At 73.2% G+C, this 26,597-nt stretch carries 19 protein-coding genes and 1 pseudogene; 13 read left to right on the top strand and 7 right to left on the bottom strand.

Going from position 1 to position 26,597, the window contains the following annotated elements:
• Positions 1-219: 219 nt before the first annotated feature.
• A complete protein-coding gene (locus H7H31_RS16570; protein WP_187060339.1) occupies positions 220-1,059 on the top strand; it encodes an IclR family transcriptional regulator in 840 nt (279 codons plus the stop codon).
• A 102-nt stretch (positions 1,060-1,161) separates the two neighbouring features.
• Positions 1,162-1,599, top strand: a complete 438-nt coding sequence (locus H7H31_RS16575) for an SsgA family sporulation/cell division regulator (protein WP_187060338.1) — start codon at positions 1,162-1,164, stop codon at positions 1,597-1,599.
• 192 nt (positions 1,600-1,791) lie between these two features.
• Here H7H31_RS16575 and H7H31_RS16580 read toward each other — a convergent pair whose 3' ends face one another.
• Positions 1,792-3,522 (bottom strand): YibE/F family protein, encoded by a 1,731-nt coding sequence (locus H7H31_RS16580; RefSeq protein ID WP_372456021.1) that lies wholly within the window; start codon positions 3,520-3,522, stop codon positions 1,792-1,794.
• A 212-nt stretch (positions 3,523-3,734) separates the two neighbouring features.
• On the opposite strand from H7H31_RS16580, the gene thiC reads away from it, so the two are divergent.
• The 4 genes and pseudogenes from thiC to H7H31_RS35010 all read left to right on the top strand — a co-directional run.
• Entirely contained in the window at positions 3,735-5,525 is a 1,791-nt protein-coding gene (thiC, locus tag H7H31_RS16585) for a phosphomethylpyrimidine synthase ThiC (protein ID WP_222624963.1), read from the top strand.
• Between the two features lie 126 nt (positions 5,526-5,651).
• The gene (locus H7H31_RS16590; RefSeq protein ID WP_187060969.1) at positions 5,652-5,873 is read left to right on the top strand and encodes a type II toxin-antitoxin system VapB family antitoxin; all 222 of its coding nucleotides are present in this window, start codon (positions 5,652-5,654) and stop codon (positions 5,871-5,873) included.
• Positions 5,870-6,289 (top strand): PIN domain-containing protein, encoded by a 420-nt coding sequence (locus tag H7H31_RS16595; protein ID WP_187060970.1) that lies wholly within the window; start codon positions 5,870-5,872, stop codon positions 6,287-6,289. The genes H7H31_RS16590 and H7H31_RS16595 overlap by 4 nt, the downstream gene beginning before the upstream one ends.
• A gap of 41 nt (positions 6,290-6,330) precedes the next feature.
• Positions 6,331-6,459: pseudogene (locus tag H7H31_RS35010) on the top strand (thiamine biosynthesis protein ThiC); the annotation flags it as partial.
• A gap of 51 nt (positions 6,460-6,510) precedes the next feature.
• Here the strand turns inward: H7H31_RS35010 and H7H31_RS16600 are convergent.
• Together H7H31_RS16600 and H7H31_RS16605 are read right to left on the bottom strand one after the other, a co-directional pair.
• On the bottom strand, positions 6,511-6,657 hold the full coding sequence (locus H7H31_RS16600; RefSeq protein WP_187117948.1) for a hypothetical protein: 147 nt from the start codon (positions 6,655-6,657) through the stop codon (positions 6,511-6,513).
• Positions 6,658-6,722: 65 nt separating this feature from the next.
• Positions 6,723-7,448, bottom strand: a complete 726-nt coding sequence (locus tag H7H31_RS16605) for a CTP synthase C-terminal region-related (seleno)protein (RefSeq protein ID WP_187060972.1) — start codon at positions 7,446-7,448, stop codon at positions 6,723-6,725.
• Positions 7,449-7,524: 76 nt separating this feature from the next.
• Between H7H31_RS16605 and H7H31_RS16610 the strand changes: the two genes are divergently transcribed.
• Positions 7,525-8,424: a LysR family transcriptional regulator gene (locus H7H31_RS16610; RefSeq protein ID WP_187060973.1), complete on the top strand. Its 900-nt coding sequence runs from the start codon at positions 7,525-7,527 to the stop codon at positions 8,422-8,424.
• A gap of 296 nt (positions 8,425-8,720) precedes the next feature.
• Here H7H31_RS16610 and H7H31_RS16615 read toward each other — a convergent pair whose 3' ends face one another.
• The 3 genes from H7H31_RS16615 to H7H31_RS16625 form a co-directional block, all read right to left on the bottom strand.
• The gene (locus H7H31_RS16615) at positions 8,721-9,611 is read right to left on the bottom strand and encodes a hypothetical protein (RefSeq protein WP_187060974.1); all 891 of its coding nucleotides are present in this window, start codon (positions 9,609-9,611) and stop codon (positions 8,721-8,723) included.
• Positions 9,612-9,800: 189 nt separating this feature from the next.
• Positions 9,801-10,922, bottom strand: coding sequence for a metallophosphoesterase (locus tag H7H31_RS16620; RefSeq protein ID WP_187060976.1), 1,122 nt, complete (start codon positions 10,920-10,922; stop codon positions 9,801-9,803).
• Positions 10,923-11,947: 1,025 nt separating this feature from the next.
• On the bottom strand, positions 11,948-13,048 hold the full coding sequence (locus H7H31_RS16625; RefSeq protein ID WP_176162861.1) for a LacI family DNA-binding transcriptional regulator: 1,101 nt from the start codon (positions 13,046-13,048) through the stop codon (positions 11,948-11,950).
• A gap of 360 nt (positions 13,049-13,408) precedes the next feature.
• On the opposite strand from H7H31_RS16625, the gene hisC reads away from it, so the two are divergent.
• From hisC to H7H31_RS16650, 5 genes are all read left to right on the top strand, one after another.
• Positions 13,409-14,494: a histidinol-phosphate transaminase gene (gene hisC, locus H7H31_RS16630; RefSeq protein WP_187059847.1), complete on the top strand. Its 1,086-nt coding sequence runs from the start codon at positions 13,409-13,411 to the stop codon at positions 14,492-14,494.
• A 638-nt stretch (positions 14,495-15,132) separates the two neighbouring features.
• Positions 15,133-16,734 (top strand): cytochrome ubiquinol oxidase subunit I, encoded by a 1,602-nt coding sequence (locus H7H31_RS16635; RefSeq protein WP_187060752.1) that lies wholly within the window; start codon positions 15,133-15,135, stop codon positions 16,732-16,734.
• A gap of 24 nt (positions 16,735-16,758) precedes the next feature.
• Entirely contained in the window at positions 16,759-17,763 is a 1,005-nt protein-coding gene (gene cydB / locus H7H31_RS16640; RefSeq protein WP_187060753.1) for a cytochrome d ubiquinol oxidase subunit II, read from the top strand.
• A gap of 271 nt (positions 17,764-18,034) precedes the next feature.
• Positions 18,035-21,919: a thiol reductant ABC exporter subunit CydD gene (gene cydD, locus H7H31_RS16645; RefSeq protein WP_187060754.1), complete on the top strand. Its 3,885-nt coding sequence runs from the start codon at positions 18,035-18,037 to the stop codon at positions 21,917-21,919.
• Between the two features lie 39 nt (positions 21,920-21,958).
• Positions 21,959-23,842 (top strand): sensor histidine kinase, encoded by a 1,884-nt coding sequence (locus H7H31_RS16650; RefSeq protein WP_187117949.1) that lies wholly within the window; start codon positions 21,959-21,961, stop codon positions 23,840-23,842.
• A 227-nt stretch (positions 23,843-24,069) separates the two neighbouring features.
• On the opposite strand, the gene H7H31_RS16655 is transcribed toward H7H31_RS16650, so the two are convergent.
• Positions 24,070-24,777, bottom strand: coding sequence for a TetR/AcrR family transcriptional regulator C-terminal domain-containing protein (locus H7H31_RS16655; RefSeq protein ID WP_187060002.1), 708 nt, complete (start codon positions 24,775-24,777; stop codon positions 24,070-24,072).
• A 280-nt stretch (positions 24,778-25,057) separates the two neighbouring features.
• Between H7H31_RS16655 and H7H31_RS16660 the strand changes: the two genes are divergently transcribed.
• Positions 25,058-26,560, top strand: coding sequence for an MFS transporter (locus H7H31_RS16660; RefSeq protein ID WP_187060003.1), 1,503 nt, complete (start codon positions 25,058-25,060; stop codon positions 26,558-26,560).
• The last annotated feature ends 37 nt before the right edge of the window (positions 26,561-26,597 follow it).

Genomic DNA, 26,597 nt, shown 5'->3' on the forward strand with positions numbered 1-26,597 from the left:
CGGGGCGTGAGTCGGATGACGCAGCGCGGTGGCGGGGGCGGCCCCCGCCCGGCGGGTGTGCGCCCGCCCGCAGCCCTGGGGGTGACTGTGGTGTCAGCAGGCACGAGACCGCCGCGCCGACCGGTCCACGACACGGGAAAGCACCCGCGTACGCGTACGGCCGACGAACCGCCTCCGCCCCGCGCGCAGGCGGCTCACACCGCCTCGGAACCGACCCTCATCAGCTCCGTTCAACGCGCGTTACGCCTCCTGGAGGCGGTCGGCGCGCACGAGGACGGGGCGCCCGCCAAGCAGTTGGCGCGCGAGGCGGGTCTGCCGCTGCCGACCGCCTACCACCTGCTGCGCACCCTCACCCACGAGGGCTACCTCCACCGCGAGAACGGCCTGTTCCGCTACGGCGACGCCGTCCGAAGACTCGGCACCGGCCGCGCGGGGCTACCGGCGCCACCCGACCAGCCAGGGAAGCCCGACCGCCAGCCAGGACAGCCCGACCGCCAGCCAGGACAGCCCGGCAGCCAGCCAGGACAGTCCGGCCTGGTGCCGGGCCCGGCCGACCGCGTTGCCCGCACGGTCGCCGCGCTCGCCGGCGAACTCGGAGTGGCCGTCTACTTCGCCGTGTACCGCGAGGGTGAGGTGGACGTGCTCGCCACCGCCGACGCGCCCGGGGCGCCAGCGGTCGAAGAGTGGGCCGACTTCCGGCAGACCGCACACGCGCACGCCATCGGACAGTGCCTGCTGGCCCAGCTCGACGAGGCCGAACGGGCCGACCACTTCGCGCGCTACCCGGTACGGGCCCTCACCCCCTACTCGGTGCGTGACGAGGCAGGATTCCACCGCCGGTGCGCCGCGAGACGGCCGCTTCAGCCCGTCTGCGAGCGGGAGGAGTACGCGCTCGGCACGGTCTGCGCGGCCATCCCCCTGATAGCCGGCGAGACGGCGGCGACCTTGGCGGTTTCCACCCCCCTGGCCCGAGCGGAACGACTCCGCCCCGCTGTCGATTCGCTACGCTCCAGAGTCGGAGCGCTTATCGGCTCCCTGTCGTTCTCTATCAGTATCTGAAAACTCACTCCTTGTGATCCGCTGGGTGTTAGCGGACGATGGCGTCAAGAGGGCCAGGTCGGCTGAAACCTGGCCATTCCCACCGACTCGGGGCGGCGAACGATGCGTGACACAGTCCAGGCAGAGGTGACGATGACCTTCCTCGTCTCGGAGGAGCTCTCCTTCCGCATTCCGGTCGATCTCGGCTACGACAAGGCCGATCCTTACGCGGTGCGGTTCACCTTCCACCTTCCCGGCGATGCCCCCGTGAGCTGGGCGTTCGCCCGTGAGTTGCTCCTCGACGGGCTCTGCGGGCCCATCGGCGAGGGTGACGTGCACATCTGCCCAACTGGCCCGGACGAACTCTCGGATGTGCTGATCCGGCTCCAAGTCGGCGCCGAGGGAGCCCTGTTCCGGGTCGGCGCGGCCCCGCTGGTGGCCTTCCTGGATCGGACGGACCGACTGGTTCCGTTCGGTTGCGAGGAGGAGGCGAGCGACCCGGCCTGCAGCCTGGACGCGGTGTTGGACCGCATCCTGGCGGGAGATCGTTACGCAGGGTGAGACGGGGCGCCGCTCACGGTGAGTTGCCTGGACGTTTTTTCGCCTGGGCCCCCGTAGGCGCTACGCACCCGCGCCCCGGCGGTCCTTCGAGCCCCCCACGCGCCCAAGTGCGTCACCGGCCGCCGGCCCCCGCGCCCGGTCCCCCGGCAGCCCCCGCGCCCGGACCCCGGCGACCCTCGACTCACCTACGCCCTACTTCGCCCGCCGGCGGCGGCCCTTCCCGCGCCCCGGCAGCCCCGCGCCACGCCCGGCCGGCGCGCTCGGTCCGGGACCGGCGTTCGGCGCCGGAGCGGGAGCGGGAGCGGCACCGCCGTCAGCCCGCCGGCCGACCGACGCGCCGGCCCCGCGCCCCGCGCCCGCCGAGCGCGACCCGCCCGCCGAGCCCGCCCGGCCGGACGCCGCGGCCGGCACGCTCGCCGGCGTACGGTCCGCGGAGACGACCAGCGCCGCGAGCAGGGTGGTCACCGGTACCGAGGCCACCAGGCCGATGCTGCCGACCAGCGTCCGCACGATCTCCTCGGCGACGATCTCGCTGGTCGCGACCGTGCTCACGCCGCTGTCCGCGATCGAGAACAGCAGCAGCAGCGGCAGCGCGGCGCCCGCGTAGGCCAGGACCAGCGTGTTGACCACCGACGCGATGTGGTCCCGCCCGATGCGCATGGCCGCCGCGTACAAAGTGCGCCAGTGCGCCGACGGGTCGGCCTCCTTGAGTTCCCACACCGCCGAGGTCTGGGTGACGGTCACGTCGTCGAGGACGCCGAGCGAGCCGATGATGACGCCGGCGAGCAGCAGGCCCTGGATCTCGATGTCGGGGTAGAGCCCGTGCACCAGGCCGGTCTGGTCGTCGGTGTTGCCGGTCAGGTGGGCCCAGCCGATGAACAGCGAGCCGAGCAGGCCGATCAGCAGCAGCGAGATCAGCGTGCCGAGCACCGCGACGGAGGTCCTGGCGGTCAGCCCGTGACACATGTACAGCGCGACCAGCATGATCGCGCTGCCCCCGACCACCGCCACCACCAACGGGTTCGAACCCGCCAGGATCGCGGGCAGGATGAACAGCGTCAGCACGCCGAAGCTGATCGCGAGCGCCACCAGCGCGAACACCCCGCGCAGCCGGCCCACCGCCACCACGGCCAGCGCGAACAGCCCGGCCAGCAACGCCATCGGCATCTCCCGGTCGACGTCGGAGACCGAGTACTGCAGGTCCTTGGGCGCCTTGGGCGCGTACGCCAGGATGAGCTTCTGGCCCTTCTCGTACTGCCGGGACGCGGACGGCTGCACGATCTCGGGGAACGTACGGCCCTTGTCCTTGCCCGACGTCACCTCGATCGTGGCCTTCTCGCACATCTCGTCCTTGGCCGCGCCGCCCGCCGCCGGGTCGCCCGACTGCTGGCCGGGCGGGGGCTGTTGCGGCTGGGCGTGCACGTCCGCGCACCGCACCTGGTCGATCCGCACCACCCGACCCGACTCGGTCGTCCGGTCGAAGCCGAGGCCCGAATCGCCCTTGTGGCCCGGCGCCCCGCCCGGCCACAGCACGGCGAGCCCGACCGCGACCGCCACGCTGAACGGGATGAGCACCGCCGCGATCACCTTGCGCAGGTGCCGCGACACCGGAGCGGCGGGACCGTGCCCGTGGCTGTGCCCATGCCCGTGCCCGTGCCCGTGCCCATGGCCACGACCGTGCCCGTGTCCGCTGCCGGACCCGGACCCGGGCTCGTGGTCCGACCCGTGGTCGTGGCCGGCGGGTTCGGCGTCGAACCCGGCGCCACCCGCGGGCCGTCCGCCGTCCGCGCCCGGCTCCGCGGGGCCGGGCGGTGGGGACGACGGTGGCGGTGGGGGGAGGCCGGGGCCGGGTGGCTGCCCGGGGGCGGGCGGCCCGACGTGGGGGTGTGGCCGCCGCTGGGGCCCTGGCTCGGTGGGAGTCATGGTCCGATCATCGCAAGGCCCCCTGGCCCAATCCGCCGGGGAGCGGCTAGCGTGGTGGCACCTTTGCAATCGCGGGAGCTCGGAGCACCGGGCTGAGAGGACGCTGACCTCCGTACGGGACGACCGGTCGACACCGGCGAACCGCCAGCGGAAACGGCTGCGTCGACCGCCGAACCTGTTACCGGGTAATGCCGGCGTAGGGAGTAGGTCTCATGACCGCATCTGACGCACACACGCCTGCCTCCGTTGAGGCGAACGACACCGACGGCACGCCGCGCGACATCGGATGGCACAAGGGCTATCTGAGCGGCTCACGCCCCGACCTGCGGGTACCGGTGCGGCGAGTGCACCTCACCAACGGCCGAGACGTCACGCTGTACGACACCTCGGGCCCGTACACCGATCCGAACATCGACACCGACGTGCGGCGCGGGCTGCCGCCGCTGCGCGAGAACTGGATCATCGGCCGCGGCGACACCGAGGAGTACGCCGGCCGGCCGCTGCGCCCCGAGGACGACGGCATCAAGCACACCTCGCCGCGCGGCGGGCTCAAGAACCTCGACGCGGTCTTCCCGGGCCGCCCCCGCCAGCCCCGCCGGGGCCGCGACGGACAGGCCGTCACCCAACTCGCGTACGCGCGCCGCGGCGAGGTCACGCCGGAGATGGAGTACGTCGCGCTGCGCGAGAACGTCTCCCCCGAGGTGGTCCGCGAGGAGATCGCCGCGGGCCGCGCGGTGCTGCCGGCCAACGTCAACCACCCGGAGATCGAGCCGATGATCATCGGCAAGCGGTTCCTGGTGAAGGTCAACGCCAACATCGGCAACTCGGCCGTCACCTCCTCCATCGAGGAGGAGGTGGAGAAGATGACCTGGGCGACCCGCTGGGGCGCGGACACGGTCATGGACCTGTCCACCGGCCGCAACATCCACACCACCCGCGAGTGGGTGCTGCGCAACTCCCCCGTGCCGATCGGCACCGTGCCGCTCTACCAGGCCCTGGAGAAGGTGGACGGCCGGGCCGAGGAGCTGAGCTGGGAGATCTACAAGGACACCATCATCGAGCAGGCCGAACAGGGCGTCGACTACATGACGGTGCACGCGGGCGTGCTGCTGCGGTACGTGCCGCTCACCGCCCGCCGCAAGACCGGCATCGTCTCGCGCGGCGGCTCGATCATGGCGGCCTGGTGCCTCGCGCACCACAAGGAGAGCTTCCTCTACGAGAACTTCGAGGAACTGTGCGACATCCTCGCGGCGTACGACGTCACGTTCTCGCTCGGCGACGGGCTGCGCCCCGGCTCCATCGCGGACGCCAACGACGAGGCGCAGTTCGCCGAGCTGAAGACGCTCGGTGAGCTGAACTCCATCGCCAAGCGGCACCACGTGCAGACCATGATCGAGGGCCCGGGCCACGTCCCGATGCACAAGATCAAGGAAAACATCGACCTCCAGCAGGAGATCTGCGAGGAGGCCCCGTTCTACACGCTCGGCCCCCTGACCACGGACATCGCGCCCGCGTACGACCACATCACCTCGGGCATCGGCGCCGCGATGATCGCCTGGTGGGGCACCGCGATGCTGTGCTACGTCACGCCCAAGGAGCACCTGGGCCTGCCGGACCGCGACGACGTGAAGACCGGCGTCATCACGTACAAGATCGCCGCCCACGCCGCCGACCTGGCCAAGGGGCACCCCGGCGCCCAGGAATGGGACGACGCGCTCTCCGACGCGCGGTTCGAGTTCCGCTGGGAGGACCAGTTCAACCTGGCCCTCGACCCGGACACGGCCCGCGCCTTCCACGACGAGACCCTGCCGGCCGAGCCCGCCAAGACGGCGCACTTCTGCTCGATGTGCGGGCCGAAGTTCTGCTCGATGAAGATCTCTCAGGACATCCGCCGCGAGCACGGCGGCGCTCTGGACGCCGCCGTGGCCGAGGCCGGGATGGCGGAGAAGTCCCGGGAGTTCGCCGCCGCCGGCAACCGGGTATACCTGCCGATCGCCGACTGACCCACCATCCCCTCCGAGCGCCGTTCCGACCCACCCGGGACGGCGCTCGGGCGCGTTCACGGGCCGGGATCGGGCGGCCGTTGTTATATTCAAAGGTGCTGTTGGTCTTATATAGCGGAGGCAAATATGAGCGTGACCACCATCGACCTGGACGACGACGCCCTCGCGAAGGCCCTCCGCTTCTCCGGGGGCGCGACCAAGAAGGAGGTGGTGAACGAGGCCCTGCGCGAGTACGCCGAGAGACACGAGCGGGCCGCCCGGCGGGCTCGGCACTTCCAGGCCGCTCAGGAGTGGGACTACGAGGGGTGGCAGGAGCGCCATGAGGCCGAGAAGCGGAGGGGTGGATGATCCGCTACCTCGCGGACTCGACCGCCGTGTGGCGGCTGTCGCGCGAAGAGCACCTGAACGACGCGTGGGGTGAGGACATCGATCTCCGTGTCATCGGCTCGTGTGCTCCCCAGCGCACCGAGTTCCGTCGCTCCGCCCGCAACCTCGCCCACTACGAACAGATGGGCGAGATGTTCGCCGACCTGTATCCCGATGTGCCCCTGCCGAAGAACACGTGGGGCTGGATCGAGTCCGCCCAGTTCAGGCTCGCCCAGAGCGGTGGAGCTGTCCGGGCGCTGTCGACCGTCGATCTGATGATCTGCGCCACCGCGGCCCACCACGGGTTGATCGTGCTGCACGACGACAACGGCTTCGCCACCGCTGCTGGGGTGCTGACCGACGTCCTCCAACGCAGCGTCCGCGACGCTCCGCGCTAGCTCGTCGTGTGGTGCTTTCCACCATGCTCTGCTCGATATAGATCTCCCAGTACATCCGCCGCGAGCACGGCGGCGCTCTGGATGCCGCCGTGGCCGAGGCCGGGATGGCGGAGAAGTCCCGGGAGTTCGCCGCCGCCGGCAACCGGGTCTACCTGCCGATCGCCGACTGAGCCGACGCCGTGACAGGGCCCCGGGACGCCACGACCAGGCCCCGACCGCCGCTACCGCGCGGTCGGGGCCCGCGCGTTCCCGGGGCCCCGACCGGACGTTTCGAGGTCAGCCGGGTTGGGGTGGTGGCCGGTGCGTACGGCGGTGAGCGTGGTCTCGGCGGGGTGGGCGAGGGCGCTGTGGGCGTGCGCCTGGGTCACGGTGCATGCCCGCAGGTAGGGGCGGAGCAGGAGGCGCGGCCACGTGGGTGTGGGGGCGGCGCGGGTCATCGGGTGCGGGCGTGGCCGACGGCGGCCTCGGCCAGGCCGGCGATCAGCGGGTGGGCGCGGGTGCCGTCGCCGTCCAGTTCGGGCTGGAAGAGCGTGGCCAGGAAGAAGGGGTGGGCGGGCAGTTCGGCGACGCGGACCTCGCCCGCCTCGTCGGTGCCGGTGAAGGCCAGGCCGTGGGCGCGCAGGGTGTCCAGGTAGTCGGGGTTGGGCGCGTAGTCGCAGTGGTAGCGCGCCCGGGCGCGGTCGGCTCCGATGAGGTCGGAGGCCCGGGAGCCGGGGGAGAGGCGGACGACGCCCTCGTGGCCGACGAGCGAGCAGGCCAGCGGGACGATCACGGCGTCCTCCGCCGGGGCCTGTGGGGTGTTCTCGGCGTGGGCGGCGCGGTCCAGGCCGCAGACGTCGCGCGCGAACTCGAGGAGGGCGTGCTGGAATCCGCCGCAGGTCCCCAGGAAGGGGATGCCCTTCTCGCGTGCCCCACGGATCGCGGCCAGGACGCCGGCCTCGCTGCGGTACGGGCTGCCCGGCAGGACCCACACGGCGTCGAAGCCGTCCACCACCGTCTCGTCGGCGTCCTGGGTGGCGATCCAGTAGGCGTCCAGGTCCCATCCGTCCCTCACGCGCAGGGCCTCAAGGAGGCCGGGGACGCGGGCGTGGGAGCGAACGGCGTCGGAGCGGTCGGCGACCAGAGCGACGCGTGCTGTGGCTGTGGCTGTGGAAGTCATGCTCCCTATCCTGCTGACCAGCGCGTATCGCGTCTAACGATGATTTCTGCACGGTGCATAAGTGATCCTGATGCGCATGGACACGCATCTGCTGCGCACCTTCGTCGCGGTGCTCGACCACCGCTCCTTCTCCGGTGCCGCCAAGGCCCTGGGCTACACCCAGTCCGCGGTCTCCCAGCACGTCGCCGCGCTCGAAGCCGACCTGGGCGCCAGGCTGGTCGAGCGGCGGCCCGTCGCGCCCACGCCGGCCGGGACGCGACTCCTTGAGCACGCCCCCGCGCTGCTCCTGCGGCTGGACGCCGCCCGCGCCGACGTCGCCCGGCTGCACCACGCCCAGCCCACCCGCCTGACCCTCGCCTGCTCGGCCGCCGCCCTGACCAGCACCGTCGCGCGGGCCCTGGCCCAACTGCGGGCGACCACCCCCCTCCTGGACCTCGAAGTACGGGTCCTGGCCCGGGAAGTGGTGATCGAGGAGGTCCTCACCGCCCGCGCCGATCTCGGCCTCGTCGACGGAGTCGCCGCGCCCAGTGACCCGCTCCCCCTGCCGGACCTGGGCCCCACGACCACGCTCGCGGCGGCCGAGCAGCCGTTGGCCGTGCTCTTCCCCACCGACCACCCGCTGGCCCGGCGCCGCTCGGTGCGGCTCACCGACCTGACGCAGGCCCAGTGGATCGACGCCCCGGACACCGCCGTCCCCCTCGACCGGCTTCGTGCCGTCTGCCGAACCGAGGGGTTCCGCCCCCGCGTGCGCCACCGGGGAACCGACCCGCACGGCCTCGCCGCCCTCGCCGCCGCGGGCCTCGGGCTCGCCGCCCTCCCCCTGCCGCTGGCCGCCACGCTCCCCGGCGTCACCGCCGTTCCGGCCGACGAGCCCCGCCTGGTGCACCGTACGGAACTCGTCCACACCGCACACCCGACCGAGCCCGCACGGCAGTTGGTCGACCTCATCGCCGGCCGCACGGCAACCGCGCGGTGATCGCCTCCGCTCTGGGCCCGCTCGGGCCAACCACGCGCGGGGGCACGGAAGTTTGCCGCCGGGGGCGACGGGTGCACGTACCGGGCGCCGACCTGGCGCGGTGGCACGCCAAGGCCCTGGCCGCCGTCGCGTGGCGGCCAGGGCCGGTGGGGGTGGTCGATGTCGGTTGAGTCGGTCGGGTCGGATCGGTGGCGAACGGCGTACGAGGCACCGGGTGAGCGGTGGGCCGGATGGTTCGCCCACCGCCACCCGGTCGCGCTCGCGACAGGGGTTCGCCGCGAGCGCTCGCCGGGGCGCTAGGACGGCCGGTGGTCTCGGCCGCCGAACTCCGGGCTGGTGAAGTCCGGGCTGCTGTAGCGCGGGCCCGGTGCCGGGTCGGAGCCACCGTCGCCGGGGCTGGTGAAGCCGGGGCGACTGTAGCCCAGGTGGGGCGTGCGGCTGGGCGCGTTGGCGCGGGGCGGTCGGTGTCCGGCTGAGGGTGACGGGCCCGCGGCGTCGCCGTCGTGCTCGGGGCCCGTCGGTGCCTCGCCGTTCGCCATCGCCTCGCTGAGGAACGGCACCATGCCCCGCTCCAACAGGGCCCGCTGCCACCTCTCGCGCGCCCGTTCCACCTCCGCGGCCCGGGCCCTGGCGCGCCGGTCGCCGCCGTTGCGTAGGGCGGTGACCAGGAGTCCCGCCCCGGCGATCAGGGCGCAGACCGCGGCGCAGGCCGCGAACACCCAGCCCGCGGTGACCAGGGGCGCGCCGGCGGACGCGTCCGGTGCGAACACCCGCAGGACGTAGCCGACGACCAGGAAGATCGCCGCGGCGGCGCCGGCGAGCACCGGTGCCAGCACGGCGAGAACGGCCACGAGCCCCGCGCCGGACCCGTCGGCGACCTCACCCACGGACTCGCCCAGGGAGACCACGCCGCCTGGCGGGGTGTCCTCGCTCTCCTCCGGCCGTGCCGGGGGAGCGGGCGTGCGCAGGGATTCCCGCGCCTGGACGTACCGGTCGTACTCGGTTGCCGCACACGCCGATATGGCGGTCGCTGCGCTGAGCGCCATCGTGCGCAGTTGGTGTGTGCTGAGCCGTTGGCCCGTGGTGCTCAGGCCAGGGTGTCGCTGTTCTGTCGTGCGCAGCGCCTCGTCGAGAACGCGCTCGAAGTCCGGGCGATCCTCGGTGAGCAGGTGTGGAGCGCTGTTCATGGGTGCATCCCCCGATGCTCCGTAGGGCCTTGATACCGGCTGTTACCGGTCACGGGCGGGAACGGAGGAGAGCCTGCTACGGATAAGCCGATGGTAGAGCTGTCGCGGTGCGGGATAACAGGGTGCTATCCGAAAATCGCCCCGCGCGGGTGGGATTCCTCATTGCCCGTCTACCCGGCGGCTCAACCCTCAACCATGCAGTGGAAATTGCACGACAAGGAGTTTTCCGGCCATCGTGACGCCGCCGTCCATGGCGATGGCGAGGTCGTCGGCGTACACGTGCGGGCCGTTGACCAGCGGACGGCTGTCCTCGCCGTCGGCGTCCTCGGCACCGACCTCGCCGAGCAGGTACGGAATCGGGCTGTGCCCGTGGACCAGGCGCTCGCCGCCGTAGGTGTCGAGGAGTTCGCGTACGGCCATCGCGCCGGTCTCGTCCCGGAAGGCGAACCGTTTGGTGAACTTGCGGAACAGGTCCCAGCACTCGTCGGCGTCGCCGCGCTGGAGCGTCTCGGTGACGGTGTCGTTGACGGCCTCGATGGAGTCGCCGTACTCCAGGTAGGCGGTGGTGTCGGAGTGCAGCAGCAGGTGCCCGTCCTCCTCGACCATCGCGTCGAGCCGGGACATCCACTGCACGTGGTGGTCCTCAAGCCGCTCCATGTCGGTGCGCTGGCCGCCGTTGAGCAGCCACGCGGCCTGGAAGGAGGCGGTGCCGGCGCCGGACTGGACCGGGGTGTCGCCGAAGCGCTTGGCGCCGATGAGCAGCAGCTCGTGATTGCCCATCAGGGCCTTGCAGTAGCCGCCGGCCGCGGCGGCCTGCGCGGAGAGCTGCATGACCAGGTCGATCACGCCGATGCCGTCCGGGCCACGGTCGGTGAAGTCGCCGAGGAACCAGAGTCTGGCCTTGCCGGCCGACCAGTTGCCCTCGGCGTCGATGAGGCCCTGCTCGGCCAGCGCGGCCCGCAGTTCGTCGAGGTAGCCGTGCACGTCGCCGACGACGAACAGCGGGCCGAGGCCCTCCTGGTCGGCGTGCGCGGGCGCCCCCGCGGGCGCTGGCTCGATCGCGTCGGCGAAGTCGGCCGTGGACAGGTCGGCGATGGTGCTGCCGGGCCCCACACCGCGCGCGATGACGGGCAGGTCGCGCTCGGTCGGGGTGTACTCGGGGTCGGTGTGCGCGGGGGCGCCGGGGTGGTCGGCGCCGCCGGCCGTGGCCCGGGCCGGGGGCACGGCGGAGGTCGGCTGCCGCGGCGCGGGCACGGTGCCCGGCGCGTACTCCGCCGGCGGTACGGCTTGCCCGCGGCTCTGACCTGGCACGCTCGCGGGCGCGGCGCGGCCCGCGGGCTGGGACGGGTCCGCTGGGGGTGTCGCGTGGCCGGGCGCGCCCTGGCCCGGCGCGTACGACTGCGGGTTGCTGGGCTGCCGGGTGGCCGACTGGGAGGCGGAGGCCGGGTGCGGGCCGGGGGCGCCCTGCGGGTGTGCGTGCAGCGGGCGGGGCTCGTGCGGCTGGTGCGGTGTGGCCGGACGGGGTGCCGCCTGGGGCGCGTTCGGCTGCGGGGCCGCCTGGGGGGCGTACGCCTGCGGCGCGCGTTGGGCCGGGGTCCGGGGCACCTGCTGGTCCCGCGCCACGGGTCCCGGCTGGGCGGTGGACGGGGCCTGCGGGGTGGAGCCGGCCGCGAGGGGGCGCACCCGCGCGGAGGCCGGGCTGACGTGGCTCATGCGCAGGGTGGGCGCGGGGGCCGGTGGCTGGGCGGTCGCGCCATCGGGCGCGCCGGCGTGCGCTCCGTGGGCGACATCGGGGTTCAGCGGCTCCGCGCCGCGCGGGCCCTGGGCCGCGCGCCCCGGGTCCGGCTGCGGTGCGGCGGGGTTGACCTGCGCCGGGGCGGGGTGCGCTGCGGGGGCAGGCGGGTGTTCCGCTTCGCCCTGGTCGGGCCGCGCGTCGTGCTCCGCATCCGGATGCGAAGACGTGGTCCGTGCCGTGGGTCCCAGACCGGCCCCCTGAGTCATCGACCCCTCCACCATCGCGCCGCCGTGCACCTTCTGGACCTTGCCTGGTCGACGGCGGTCCGCGGTGTCGTCCGCCCATCATAGGAATGACCGTCGGGGGTTGTGACGCACCAGGGGTCGCGAAATGGGTCGAGCGCAGGGTTCGCCGGCCATTTCTCCCGAATTGGCCGCTTGGCAGGGGCGCATTACGGCGCCATGAGGCGGCGGCGACCGGATCGGGTGGGGGCCGGCCGGCCCAGCGGGGCCGGGCGGGACGAGGGGGCGGGCACGCCGTGCGGCAAGGGGCGTGGGGTGGCTTGGGGGTGGTGCGAGCGAGGGCGGGGGCGCGCGCGGAGCTAGGCGCCCGCGGGTCCGCGCGGGGCGCTCACGGTGGTCCGGGGCGACCGTCGCTGCGACGACGCGCGCACGATGAGTTCCGTCGGTATGACCTGTTCGACCGGGCCGCCGGCGTCCACGCCTTCGATGGCGTCGATGAGGAGTTGGACGACGGCGGTGCCGATCCGGCGCGGCTTGAGGGAGAGGGTGGTGACCGGCGGGTCGGTGGTGGTGTAGACGCTGGACTCGCTACAGCACACGAGCAGCAGGTCGTCCGGGACGCGCAGCCCGTAGCGCCGGGCGGCGGCGAGCAGGTCGGTGCCGTTGGGGTCGAAGAGCCCGTAGACGGCGTCCGGCCGGTCGGGCCTGGCCAGCAGCCGGTCGGCGGCGACGGCGCCCGCGCACGGGTCGTGCGCCGGGTACTCCTCGTACACCGGGTCCTGGCCGACGCGCTCGCACCAGGAGAGGTACGCGGAGGTGGAGAGCCGGGTGTAGGTGTCCGTGGTGGTGCCGGTGAGGAGTCCGATGCGGCGGGCGCCCGCCTCGGCGAGGTGGTCGAGCAGCCCGCACACGGCCGCCTGGTGGTCGTTGTCCACCCAGGCGGTGACGGGCAGCGATCCGGCCGGGCGCCCGTCGGAGACGACGGGGATGCCGTGGCGTACGAGTTCGGCCACCACCGGGTCCTGGTCGGAGGGGTCGATGACCACGGTGCCGTCCAGGGCCACGTTGGACCACACGTCGTGGCGCGAGGTGGCGGGCAGGATGACGAGGGCGTAGCCGCGGGCCAGCGCGGCGGAGGTGGCCGCGCGGGCCATCTCGGCGAAGTAGGCGAACTCGGTGAAGGTGAAAGGTTCATCCCCGTACGTGGTCACGGTCAGTCCGATGAGACCTGACTTGCCGGTACGGAGCGTGCGGGCCGCGGCGGAGGGGCGGTAGCCCAGCCGGTCGGCGACCTCGCGGACGTGGCGACGGGTGGCATCCGGTAGCCGTCCCTTGCCGTTGAGCGCGTCGGAGACGGTCGTGATCGAGACCCCGGCTGCGGCGGCCACGTCCCGGATGCCCGCTCGCCCCAGCCGGCGGCCGGTCGACCGGCTCACCTGGTGCTTCCCTGCTGCTGTCATGGCGAGCCGATAGTAGGGCTCGATGGGTGCGTTCGGAGGAATCGGTAATCCACTGTCAACAGGCACGATTCTGCATGAGCAACAACCCTTAATAACCTTGGAAATCAAGGCAGTTGGTAGCTCTGCTGGGTCTCTGCTCGGCCACGCGCCGGTCGTGCCTGCTGATTGGCTTATGTTTCGGAGAGGTCTCAACTCACTCTCACGGGTGAAGCGCGCCACGGCGCTCGCTACCGGCGCACAGCCAGCGGAAGGGCGCTCCCCTTGGTCTTTACGGCACCCGGGGGAATCCTCATAAGGTAAACAGTATTGCGTGTCTGTTAGGTGACTGCTGTGCCCGGAACGGTTCAAGGAGGATCTGCGGTGTCTGAAAAGAGCCCCAAGCTACGCGCTGCGCTCGACGGCGTTCCGACCTACAAGCCAGGCAAGCCCGCCGCGGCGGCGCCGGGTGGCGCGACCACGTACAAGCTGTCCTCGAACGAGAACCCCTACCCGCCGCTGCCCGGCGTCCTGGAGGAGGCGGTGCGCGCCGCCGGTGCGCTCAACCGCTACCCCGACCTGGCCTGCACCGGGCTGATGGCCGAGCTGTCCAACCGGTTCGAGGTGCCGATCGAGCACCTGGCCACCGGCACCGGCTCGGTGGGTATCGCGCAGCAGCTCGTGCAGTCGACGGCCGGGCCGGGTGACGAGGTCATCTTCGCCTGGCGCTCCTTCGAGGCGTACCCGATCGTCACGCAGATCGCCGGGGCGACGCCGGTGCCGGTGCCGTTGACGGCCGACGAGGGCCACGACCTGGACGCGATGCTCGCCGCGGTCACCGAGCGGACCCGACTGATATTCGTGTGCAACCCCAACAACCCGACCGGGACCGTGGTCCGCCGCGCGGAGCTGGAGCGCTTCCTCGACCAGGTGCCGTCCGACATCCTGATCGTGCTGGACGAGGCGTACCGCGAGTTCATCCGCGACGAGGACGTCCCGGACGGGATCGACCTGTACCGGAACCGCCCCAACGTGTGCGTGCTGCGGACCTTCTCCAAGGCGTACGGGCTGGCCGGGCTGCGGGTCGGCTTCGCGGTGGGCCACGATCCGGTGGCGGCGGCGCTGCGCAAGACGGCGGTGCCCTTCGGTGTGACGCAGGTGGCGCAGGAGGCGGCCATCGCGTCGCTGCGCAGCGAGGACGCGCTGAGCGAGCGGGTGGCGGCGCTGGTCGAGGAGCGGACCCGGGTCTACGAGGCGCTCGTCGCGCAGGGCTGGACCGTCCCCGAGTCGCACGGCAACTTCGTCTGGCTCCGGCTCGGCGACCGCGCGCTGGACTTCGCGGCGGCGTGCGAGCGCGGTGGCGTGGTCGTCCGGCCGTTCCAGGGCGACGGCGTACGGATCACGATCGGCGAGACCGAGGCGAACGACCTGTTCCTGAAGGCGGCGGAGGCGTTCCGCAAGGAGCTCTGAGCGGTCTGCCGATTCCGGGACCCCTGAGCGGGCTTCCGGGGCCCGGCACCACCGGCGCGATGTACGAGGGCGCGGCTTCGGCCGCGCCCTTTCGCGTGCCGCGTGCCGTGCGCCGCGGTACGCCTGTGGGCGCGGGCATGGGAGGCGTCTCCGGTGACCCGGCTCGTGCGGCTGCTGGGCTGGGGCGCGTCCTGGCGGGCTTGGCCCGCTGGCCGCCGATCGGGCCGTGGATCGCGGGTGCGGAAAGTGGCGTTTGCCACAGGGTGTGCCACGTCATAGGGGCGCGAGGTGGCTGGGGCGGTGGCGGGTGGGCTCGGGGTGGGGTGTGGGTCGGGCAGCGGTGTCGTGGGTGGCCGGGGGCGTATTCCGTGCTGGTGGTGGGGTGTTCGGCGGTAGGTGGGGCGTGCGGGTCGGCTCGTCGCGCTGGTGGGGCCGGCCGGGCGGGGCCGGGTGGGGGTGGTGTGCCGGGCGGGGACGGGGGACCCCCGGTGCGGGCTGACGAAAGTATGTGCGTCATAATTCCTTGTGAATGTGAACGCGTTCACAAGCTCGTCTGATGCATCCCCCTTTGACCGTGATCAATCGGGCGGATCGCCCCGGCGGGTGCGCGGCTCAGCAAGACGGCAAGGAGACACGACGTGGACCTGGCTCTGGCTCCGGAGACCCTGGCACGGTGGCAATTTGGCATCACGACCGTCTACCACTACCTCTTTGTTCCGCTGACGATCAGCCTCGCGGCGTTCACGGCCGGTCTGGAGACCGCCTGGGTGCGCACGGGCAAGGAGAAGTACTTCCACGCGACGAAGTTCTGGGGAAAGCTCTTCCTGATCAACATCGCGATGGGTGTCGTCACCGGCATCGTGCAGGAGTTCCAGTTCGGCATGAACTGGTCCGACTACTCGCGCTTCGTCGGCGACGTGTTCGGCGCTCCCCTCGCCATGGAGGCGCTGATCGCCTTCTTCTTCGAGTCCACCTTCATCGGGCTGTGGATCTTCGGCTGGGACAAGCTGCCGAAGAAGATCCACTGCGCGTGCATCTGGATCGTCGCCATCGGCACGACGCTCTCCGCGTACTTCATCCTGGCCGCCAACTCCTGGATGCAGCACCCCGTCGGCTACTCGATCGACAAGGCCACCGGCCGGGCCGAGCTGACGGACATGTGGGCCGTGCTCACCCAGAACACCACCCTGGTCGTCGTCTTCCACACGCTGACCGCGGCCTTCCTCACCGGCGCGGCCTTCGTCGTCGGCATCGCCTCGTACCACCTGCTGCGCGCCAAGCGCGCCCAGGACCGGGGCGAGGAACTCCCGGAGAAGCAGCGCCGGCAGGTCGGCGCGATGCGTTCCTCGCTGCGGGCCGCGCTGGTGATCGCGGTGATCGCGGGGCTCGGCACCGCGATCAGCGGTGACCGGCTCGGCAAGGTGATGTTCGAGCAGCAGCCGATGAAGATGGCCGCCGCCGAGGCGCTGTGGGAGACCGAGGCGCCGGCGCCCTTCTCGATCTTCGCCATCGGCGACGTGAGCGAGGGCCACAACAGCGTCGAGTTCAGCGTCCCCGGCATCCTCTCCTTCCTCGCGCACGACAACTTCTCGGCCTCCGTGCCCGGCATCAACGACATCGCCGAGCGGGAAGCGAAGCTCTACGGCGGCGAGCCCGAGGACTACATCCCGAGCATCTTCATGACCTTCTGGGGCTTCCGCCTCATGATCGGGTTCGGCATGGCCTCCTTCGCGGCCGGCGCGATCGGCCTGTGGACCACCCGGCGAAAGCTGTGGCTCGCGCCGGACAAGCGGACCGGCGAGTACGAGGTCCCACGGCTGATGCTCACCAAGAACCGCGAGATGAGCGCCTTCTTCACCACCTGGTCCTGGCGGATCGGCCTGCTCACCATGGGCTTCCCGCTGATCGCCAACTCCTTCGGCTGGATCTTCACCGAAATGGGCCGCCAGCCCTGGGTGGTCTACGGGCTGATGCGCACCTCGGACGCGGTGTCCCCGGGCGTGAGCCAGACCGAGGTGGTGATCTCGATGAGCGTCTTCACGCTGCTGTACGGCGTGCTCGCGGTGATCGAGGTGAAGCTGCTGGCCAAGTACGCCAAGGCCGGGCCCGACGTGGACGAGAAGCCACCGGCGAAGGACCCGAAGCTGCGTTTCCCGAAGCCTGGCGACCCCGGGGCCCCCGGCGGCGGGGACGCCGCGTCGGCCGAGGACGCCGACAAGCCGATGACCTTCGCGTACTGACGACGGCCGGAACGGAGACCGACCATGCACCTCCACGACGTCTGGTTCGTGCTGATAGCCGTCCTGTGGACGGGCTACTTCTTCCTTGAGGGATTCGACTTCGGCATTGGCGTACTGACCAAGCTGCTCGCCCGCGACCGCACCGAGCGCCGGGTGCTGATCAACACCATCGGACCCGTCTGGGACGGCAACGAGGTGTGGCTGCTGACCGCGGGCGGCGCCACCTTCGCGGCCTTCCCCGACTGGTACGCGACCCTGTTCAGCGGCTTCTACCTGCCGCTGCTCGTCATCCTGGTCTGCCTGATCGTGCGCGGGGTGGCCTTCGAGTACCGGCACAAGCGCAGCGAGGAGAGCTGGCAGCGCAACTGGGAGCGGGCCATCTTCTGGTGCTCGCTGATCCCCGCGTTCCTGTGGGGCGCGGTCTTCGCCAACATGGTGCGCGGCGTGCCGATCGGCGCCGACAAGAACTTCGCGGGCAACCTGCTCGACCTGATCAACCCGTACGCGCTGCTCGGCGGGCTGGTGACGCTCACGTTGTTCACCTTCCACGGCGCGGTCTTCGCGGCGCTGAAGACCGTCGGTGACATCCGCACCCGGGCGCGCCGGCTCGCCGGCTGGCTCGGCCTGGTGACGGCGGCCCTCGCGGCGGCCTTCCTGGTGTGGACGCAGCTCGACTCGGGCGGCACGGGCAGCCTCGTGGCGATGGTCATCGCCGTGCTCGCGCTGGCCGGGGCGCTGGTGATGAACGGTCGGGGCCGCGAGGGCTGGGCCTTCGGGCTCTCCGGGGTCACCATCGCGGCGGCCGTGGCCATGCTCTTCCTGTCGCTGTTCCCGGACGTCATGCCCTCCTCGCTCGACGCGGAGTGGAGCCTGACCGCCGAGAACGCCGCGTCCAGCCCGTACACACTCAAGATCATGACGTGGATCGCGGGCGTCATGACCCCCGTCGTGCTGGCCTACCAGGCGTGGACGTACTGGGTGTTCCGGCAGCGGATCGGGACCCAGCACATCCCCGTCGACGCGCACTGATGTCGGCGCGACGGATGAGTCGGCGCGGGGAGTGTGCGGTGAGCGGGCGTGTGGCGGGGTTCGGGAGGCGCGGCGGTGTCAGATCTGAACGGACCCGGAGCGCCGCCAGGTTGGCCGATGCCGATGCCGATGCCGGTGCCCGCGAGGGCGCCGTCGCGGTCGGTCGGTGGCGGTGGGCCGGTCGGGTGTTTCACGTGAAACCGTCCGCGCGCCTGTTTCACGTGAAACGGTCAGCGTGCGTGTTTCACGTGAAACCGGGTCGGTGTTTCACGTGAAACCAATCGACCCGCGACTACTGCGCTACGCCCGCGCCACCCATTTCTTCCTGCTCGCCTCGGTCGCCCTCGGGCTGATCGGTGCCGGGCTCGTCATCGCCCAGGCGATGCTCATCGCCGGGATCGTGGTGGGCACCTTCCAGCGCGGCGAGTCCGTCGACGGGCTGGCGGAACCGCTGATGCTGCTGGTCGGCGTCGCGGTGGGGCGGGCGGCGGTCGCCTCGCTGACCGAACTCGCCGCGCATCGGGCCAGCGCCGAGGTCAAGTCCGAGCTGCGGATGCGGCTGCTGACCCGGGCGACCGAACTCGGGCCGGGATGGCTGAGCACCCAGCGCACCGGTGAGCTGACCACGCTGGCGACCCGGGGCGTCGACGCCCTGGACGACTACTTCGCCCGCTACCTTCCGCAGCTCGGGCTCGCCGTGGTGGTGCCGCTGGCGGTGCTGGCCAGGATCGTCACCGAGGACTGGGTGTCGGCGCTGATCATCGTGATCACGCTGCCCCTCATTCCGGTCTTCATGATGCTCATCGGCTGGGCCACCCAGCATCGGATGGACCGGCAGTGGCGGCTGCTCTCCCGGCTCTCCGGGCACTTCCTCGACGTCGTGGCGGGGCTGCCGACGCTCAAGGTGTTCGGGCGCGCCAAGGCGCAGGCCGAGTCCATTCGGGCGATCACCTCCGACTACCGGCGGGCGACGCTCAAGACGCTGCGCATCGCCTTTCTCTCCTCGTTCGCGCTGGAGCTGCTGGCGACGCTGTCGGTGGCGCTGGTCGCGGTGGGCATCGGGATGCGGCTCGTACACGGGGACATGGATCTCTACGCGGGGCTCGTCGTACTGATCCTCGCGCCCGAGGCGTACCTTCCGCTGCGTCAGGTCGGGGCGGAGTACCACGCGGCGGCGGAGGGGCTGGCGGCGGCCGACGAGGTCTTCGCCGTTCTGGAGACCGGCGAGGCGGCGGACGCCCGCGTGTCCGGTGACGCGGCGGCGAACCCCGGTGTGCCCGGTGAGGCGGCGGGCGGCTCGTCCGCCGGCGGCGCGGGGCGGTCGGACCGGGTGCCCGACGCGCGGTCGGCCGCGCTGGTGGTGGACGGCCTGGTGGTGCGGCACCCCGGGCGTACCGAACCCTCCCTCGACGCGACCTCGTTCGCCGTCGCGCCCGGCGAGACCGTGGCCGTAGTGGGGCCGAGCGGTGCCGGCAAGTCCACCCTGCTCCAGGTGGTGCTCGGGTTCGTGGGCCCGGGTAGCGGCGTGGAGCGGGGCGGGGTGCGCGTCGGCGACACGCGACTGGCCGACCTCACGGACGCGGGCTGGCGGGCCTGGCGGGACCAGGTCGCCTGGGTGCCGCAGCGTCCCTACCTGTTCGCGGGCACCATCGCGGAGAACGTACGGCTGGCCCGCCCGGACGCCGACGACGAGGCGGTACGGGGCGCGCTGCGCGACGCGAGCGCGCTGGACTTCGTCACGGCGCTGCCGGACGGACCGCGGACCGTGATCGGCGAGGACGGCGTGGGCCTGTCCGCCGGTCAGCGGCAGCGGCTGGCGCTGGCCCGGGCGTTCCTCGCCGACCGGCCGGTGCTGCTGCTCGACGAGCCGACCGCGAACCTGGACGGCGAGACGGAAGCCCTCGTGGTGGACGCGGTGCGCCGGCTGGCCGTCGGCCGCACGGTGTTGCTCATCGTCCACCGGCCGGCCCTGCTCGCCATCGCGGACCGCGTGGTGCACGTCGGGCCGACCGTCGACGCGACGCCGGCCGGCGAGCGTGACACGCTGCCGACCGTGGCGGCCACGGGCGCGACCGCTCGCGCCGCGCGGGCGGTCGTCGACGGCCGCCCCGAGCGGGTGGCCCGGTCGGGAGCGCGGCAGCAGGACGGTTCGGGGGCGGACCGGGCGGTGGCCGAGCCGGTGGCCGAGCCGATGGGCCCGGTCGCCGGTGACGCGCCGGCGGAGCCGGCCACGGGCGGGCGGCTCCCACAGCCCGCGCCCGAGGAGGGCCCGGGCCGGCGGAAGCGTGGGGCGCTAGCCCTCGTGCGCGCGGTGGGCCGGGAGCGGCGGGGGCGGTTCGCGCTCGCCCTGCTGCTCGGCAGCCTCGCGCTGGGCAGCGCCGTCGGGCTGATGGCCGTCTCCGGCTGGCTGATCTCGCGGGCCTCGCAGCAGCCGCCGGTGCTGTACCTGATGGTGGCCGTGACCGCGACCCGGGCGTTCGGCATCGGCCGCGCCGTCTTCCGCTACGCGGAGCGGCTCGTCTCGCACGACGCCGCGCTGCGCGTGCTGGCCGACCTGCGGGTCGCGGTCTACCGACGCCTTGAGCGGCTCGCGCCCGCGGGGCTGCGCGAGAGCCGGCGCGGCGATCTGCTGTCCCGGCTGGTCGCGGACGTGGACGCGATGCAGGACTACTTCCTGCGCTGGCTGCTACCGGTCGGCTCGGCCCTGGTCGTGGGCACCGCGTCCGTCGGGTTCATGGCCTGGTTGCTGCCGGAGGCGGGCGCGTTGCTCGCGGTGGGCCTGCTGGCGGCCGGCGTCGGGGTGCCGCTGCTGACCAGTGCGTGGGCCCGGCGCACGGAGCGGCAGTTGGCGCCCGCGCGCGGCGCGCTGTCGGTGGGCGTGGTCGATCTGCTGACGGGCACGGCCGAGCTGACGGTGGCCGGCGCGCTGCCCACCCGTACGGCCTCGGTGCGCCGCGCCGACGGGCTGCTCACCACGATCGCGCGGCGGGCCGCCGGCGCGGGCGCGCTCGGTGCCGGGTTCGCGGCGTTGAGCTGTGGCGTCACGGTCTCGGCCACCGCGTGGGTGGGCGTGCAGGCGGTGCGCGACGGGCGGCTCGACGGGCTGTGGCTCGCGGTCGTCGTCCTCACCCCGCTCGCCGCCTTCGAGACGGTCGCCGGTCTGCCGAGTGCCGTGCGCTACCGGCAGCGGGTGCGGCGGGCGGCCGAGCGGGTCCACGAGGTGTTGGACGCGCCGTCGCCGGTCCGCGAACCGGACCCGGCCGCGACCCCGCCGGAGCAGCCGCACCCGCTGGTCGTACGGGGACTCACGGCGCGCTACCCGGGGCAGCGGCGGCCGGCCGTCGCCGAGTTGGACCTGGAGCTGGTGGCGGGGCGGCGGGTGGCCGTGGTCGGGCCGTCCGGTTCGGGCAAGACCACGCTCGCGCAGGTGCTGCTCCGCTTCCTCGACCCGGAGGCGGGGACGTACACGCTGGCCGGTGCGGACGCCACGGGGCTGGCCGGGGACGCCGTGCGCCGGCTGGTGGGGCTGTGCGCGCAGGACGCGCACCTCTTCGACAGCTCGCTGCGCGAGAACCTGCGGCTGGCCCGGCCGGGGGCGAGCACGGACGAGTTGCGGGCGGCGCTGGCCGGGGCCCGGCTGCTCGACTGGGCCGACGGGCTGCCGGACGGCCTCGACTCGCTGGTCGGCGAGCACGGCGCCCGGCTCTCCGGTGGCCAGCGCCAACGGCTGGCGCTGGCCAGGGCGCTGCTCGCCGACTTCCCCGTACTGGTCCTCGACGAGCCCGCCGAGCACCTCGACCTGCCGACGGCGGACGCGTTGACCCGCGATCTGCTGGCGGCCACCGAGGGGCGGACGACCGTGCTGATCACACACCGGCTGGCGGGGCTCGACGCCGTGGACGAGGTGCTCGTGTTGGACGCGGGGCGGGTGGTGCAGCGCGGCTCGTACGACGAGCTGGTCGCGGTGCCCGGCCCGTTCCGGCGAATGCTGGAGCGTGAGCGCGCCACGGAGGCCGGCCACGTCACGGACGCCGGCGCGGAGCACAGCGGTGCGAACGAGCGCCCTCCCGCGATGCGGTGTGACGGGGCGTACGGCGGTCACGAGCCGGTGGACGAGGGGGCCAGGGAGGTGGCACCGGCACCGGGCCGAAGCTGACACTTTCCCTGGCAAAAGGGACTAACTACGCTCGCCTCCATGGCAGACACGGGGGCCTCCGAGCCCAGCGAATCAGCCGGTTCGACGGCAGCGGCGGCGGGAGCGGGGGTGGGCGCGGCCGGGGGCGCGGTGGAGGGCGGGCCGCCGCGCGACCCGTTGGAGGCCGCCACCGCCGCCACCCGCGACCTGCGCGGCCTGCCGGCGGAGCTGACCGCGTGCGTGCCGCGCCTCCTGGAGGCGATGCGCTCGGTCGGCGCCGGCCTCGACCTGCACGTCACCCTCGACCGGCTGGTGCGGAGCGCCGCCGAGCTGGTCGACGCGCGCTACGCCGCCATCGGCGTCATGACCGCCTCGGGCGCGCGGTTCTCCGACTTCGTCTCGTACGGCGTCGGCGACGACGTCCGCGAGCGGCTCGCGGCGCCGGCGGACGACTCGCCGCCGGCGGCCGGGCTGCCGAGCGGACTCGCCGAGCCGCCCGAGCCGACGCGGCTCGACGACCTCACGGACGACCCGTACGCGGCGGGGTTCCCGCCGAGCCGGCCGCCGATGCGCACCTTCCTGGCGGTGCCGCTCCGGGCGCTGGGGGAGAACTTCGGCAACCTCTACCTGGCGGAGCGCGACGGCGGCCCGTTCAGCGCGTCGGACCGGCAGTTGGTGCGGGTGCTCGCGGTCGAGGCCGCGCTCGCCGTCGGCAACGCGCGCCGCGACGAGGAGGACCGACAGCGCGAGCGCTGGATCGACGGCTCGGTCGCCGTCACCACCGCCCTGCTGTCCGCCAACGACGCGGAGGACGCGCTGGTCGTCGTGGCCGAGAAGGCCAGGCGGCTGGCGGACTCGACGGCGGGCATCGTGCTGCTGCCGACCGAGGCCGGCGGCCTGGAGATCGTGGCCGTGGACGCCGACGAGCCGATGGGCCTGCTGGGTACGGTCGTCGCGCCCGAGGCGCCGATCGTGCCGCACCTGATGGGCGGCGAACCGATCTTCGTCGAGGACTCGGCGACCGACCCGCGCATGACGACGAGCATCTCCCATCGGTTCGGGCCGAGCATGATGCTGCCGCTGCGCAGCGGCTCCCGGGTGCTCGGCATCCTGACCACGCCCCGCAAGCGCGGCGCGCGCCCGTTCACGGAGACCGAACGCACCCTGGCCACGCAGTTCGCCGCGCAGGCCGCCCTCGCCCTGGTGCTCGCCGACGCCCAGCGGGACCGGGAGCGGCTCGCGGTGTACGAGGACCGTGACCGGATCGCGCGCGACCTGCACGACCTGGTCATCCAGCGGCTGTTCGCGACCGGGATGATGCTGGAGGGCGCGCAGCGCAAGGCGATCGTGCCGGCGGTCCAGGACAAGATCGGCAAGGCCGTGGACGAGCTGGACGCCACCATCCAGGAGGTGCGCACCGCGATCTTCGCCCTCCAGCAGGGCCCGACCGAGGCGCCGGCCGGGCTGCGGACCCGGGTGCTGCGCGAGATCGGGACGGCGGCCGTGCCGCTGGGCTTCCAGCCGTCGGCCGCCTTCGTGGGCGCCGTGGACGCCCGGGTGTCCGAGCTGACCGGCAAGAACCTGATCGCGGCGTTGCGGGAGGCGCTGTCCAACGCGTTCCGGCACGCCCGCGCCTCGCGTATCGAGGTGGTCGTGGACGCGACGGTGCGGCTGCCCGACGGGCGCGACGGGGTACGCCTGACGGTCTCCGACGACGGCGTGGGCATCCCGGCGGGCGGCCGGCGCAGCGGGCTGCGCAACCTGGCCCGCCGCGCGGAGGCGCTGGGCGGCTCCAGCGGCTACGGGCCCGGCCTCGTTCGTGCTGGGGACGCGACGGGGGCGGCCTCCGGCGGCGGCGAGGGTGCCAGTGGCTCCGGCGCCGGTGGGGAGGGTGAGAGCGGCGGTGGCAGGGGGACGACCGTGGTGTGGGAGGCGCCGCTGTGAGGTGGGGTCGTGGGTGAGTGAGCGCCGGCTGCGGTAGGTGGGGCGTGGGGGGGGACGGGTTCGACGGCGGGTGGGTTCGTCGGCGGGCGTGGGGGCTGGGCACGTACCCGGCCGGCCAGTCCAGCAGCCTGCCAGTCCAGCAGCCGGCCAGCCAGCCCAGCCAGCCCAGCAGCCCGGGGACCCGGGGAACGCAGGAGGTCGGGCGGGGCTCGGAGCCCGAGGAAGGGCTAAGGGGTCTGCTTGAGCTGGGCCTCCAGGCCGTCGAGCAGGTAGCCGAGGCCGGTGGTGAAGCTGCCGTCCCAGTCGTCGTCGTAGAGGTAGCCGCGCTCCGCCAGGGTCGGATACCGGTCGCTGTTGGCCCGCAACTGCTCCTGGCCCAACCGGCGTTCCTCGTCCGTGATGTGCAGGGCCGTCTCGGACGCGGCCGAGCCCATCACGTGGTTGTAGAGCGCCCAGGTCGCGGCGGACAGGCCCTTATCGGTGAAGCCCGCGCGCACCAGCGTGGCCTGGAGGATCTCCATCCAGGCCAGGAAGTGCGGGCCGATGGTCGGCCGGCGGCGGGCGGGGACCGCGGCGGCCCACGGGTGACGTAGCAGCGCGGCGCGCCACGCGGTCAGCACGGCGGTCGCGTCGGCCCGCCAGTCCCCGGTCCGGTCCGCGGCCGGGGGCACCTCGCCGAAGATCGCGTCCACGGCGAGGTCGATGACGTCGTCCTTCGTGTCGACGTGCCAGTACAGCGACGGGGCCATGACGGCGAGGCGTTCCGCGAGCCGTCGCATGGTGAGCCGGTCGATGCCCTCCTCGTCGAGCAGGGCGACGGCGGCCTCGACGATGCGCGCGCGGGACAGCGGGGGCTCGCCGCGCGAGGTGCGCCGGGGCCGCAGCCACACGCTCCGTACGTCCCCGCCGCCGCGCTGGCCGCGCGCTTCACCCACGGTGTCCCACTTTCGTCCGACGCCCAGACGCGCTGGGCCGTTCCGCTGTCCCCACCGGTTCCGCTGCCGCACCGGTCGCTATCGCACTGGTCCCGCTGTCCCACCGCTTCCGCTTCCGCTGGCGCACCGGGCCGCCCCCGTGCGGGGCCCGTGGCCGAGGCGGTCGGCCGGCCGGTGCCGGCGCCTCGGGGGCCGTGACCGGTCGGGCCAGTGTAGTACGTTGTTCGCCGTCTCTAACGTCGTTAGGCAATTCCAAACACTGTTAGGTGGTGCGTGGATCATGGAAGAAACGTCGGGGGAGCCGGCCTCAGCGGGACGGCGGCGCTGGTGGACGCTGCTGGCGGTGAGCACGGCTCAGCTCCTGGTCGTCCTGGACGGGACGATCGTGAACATCGCGCTGCCCTCCGCGCAGCGCGCGCTCGACATGTCCGACGCGAGCCGGCAGTGGGCCATCACCGCCTACGCGCTGGCCTTCGGCGGTCTGCTGCTGATCGGCGGGCGGGTCAGCGGCGCGCTCGGGCACCGGCGCGCCTTCCGCGTCGGCCTGCTGGGCTTCGCCGCCGCGTCCGCGCTCGGCGGGGCCGCGACCAGCGCCGAACTGCTCTTCGCGGCGCGGGCCCTACAGGGCGTGTTCGCCGCGCTGCTCGCGCCGGCCGGCCTCTCGCTGCTCACGATCACCTTCACCGGCCCGCGCGAACGGGGCCGCGCCTTCGGCGTGTTCGCCGCAGTCGGTGCCGCCGGCTCGGCGCTCGGCCTGGTCGCGGGCGGGCTGCTCACGGAGTACGCGAGCTGGCGGTGGTGCCTGTACATCAACGTGCCGCTGGCACTGCTGGCCGTGGGCGGCACGGCCCTCGTGCCGGGGGACCGCCCGGTCCGCGACGGGGGGCGGCTCGACGTCGCGGGCGCCCTGCTCAGCGCGGGCGGGTTCGCCGCCCTCGTCTACGCCTTCAACGAGGCCGAACCACACGGGTGGGCGTCGGCCAGGGTGCTCGCGTTGCTGGTCGGCGGGGTGCTGATGCTGGCGGCGTTCGCGGCCGTCGAGGCGCGCGCCCCGCACCCGCTGCTGCCGCTGCGCGTGCTCGCGCACCGGGCCCGGGCCGCCGCGTTCGCCGCGATCACCCTGATGTTCGTCGCGATGTTCGGCTTCTACCTGTTCATGAGCTACTACACGCAGACGGTGCTCGGGTACTCGCCGGTCGAGGCCGGCCTCACGCTGATCATCAACGCCGTGGCGGCGCTGGTCGGCTCCACGTTCGTCGCCGGCAAGCTGCACGGCCGCGTGCCGCCCGCCGCGCTGATCGTGCCGGGCCTGCTCGCCGCAGCCGCCGGGATGTTCCTGCTGACCTGGCTGACGGCGGACAGCGCGCACATCCTGCCGCTCTACCTCGCGCCCGCGCTGGTCCTCACCGGGCTCGGCCTCGGCTGTGTCATGCCCCCGACGGCCAGCCTGGCCACGGCGGACATGCGGTGGCACGAGATCGGGGCCGCGTCGGCGGCGTACAACGCGGCCCAGCAACTCGGGGCGGCGCTCGGCACCGCCCTGCTCAACACGGTCGCGGCCAGCGCCGCCGCCTCGTACCTGGCCCGCCCCGGACGCCCCACGCCGACCGCGGCCACCGTGCACGGCTACACCACCGCGCTCACCGTCGCCTTCGGCATCCTGCTCGGCGCCGCGTGCGTCGTCGCGCTGCTGACGCTGGCCCGCCGGGCGCGCGGCACGGGCACGTCGCCGCGCGCGGGGACGGAGCGCGAACAGGCGGAGGAAGCCGCGCCGCTGTCCTGACGGGCTCGCCCGCCCGCTCCCGCCGCGGGCGGCCGTC

The organism is Streptomyces buecherae (assembly GCF_014295035.1).
GTDB classification, from domain to species: domain Bacteria; phylum Actinomycetota; class Actinomycetes; order Streptomycetales; family Streptomycetaceae; genus Streptomyces; species Streptomyces youssoufiensis.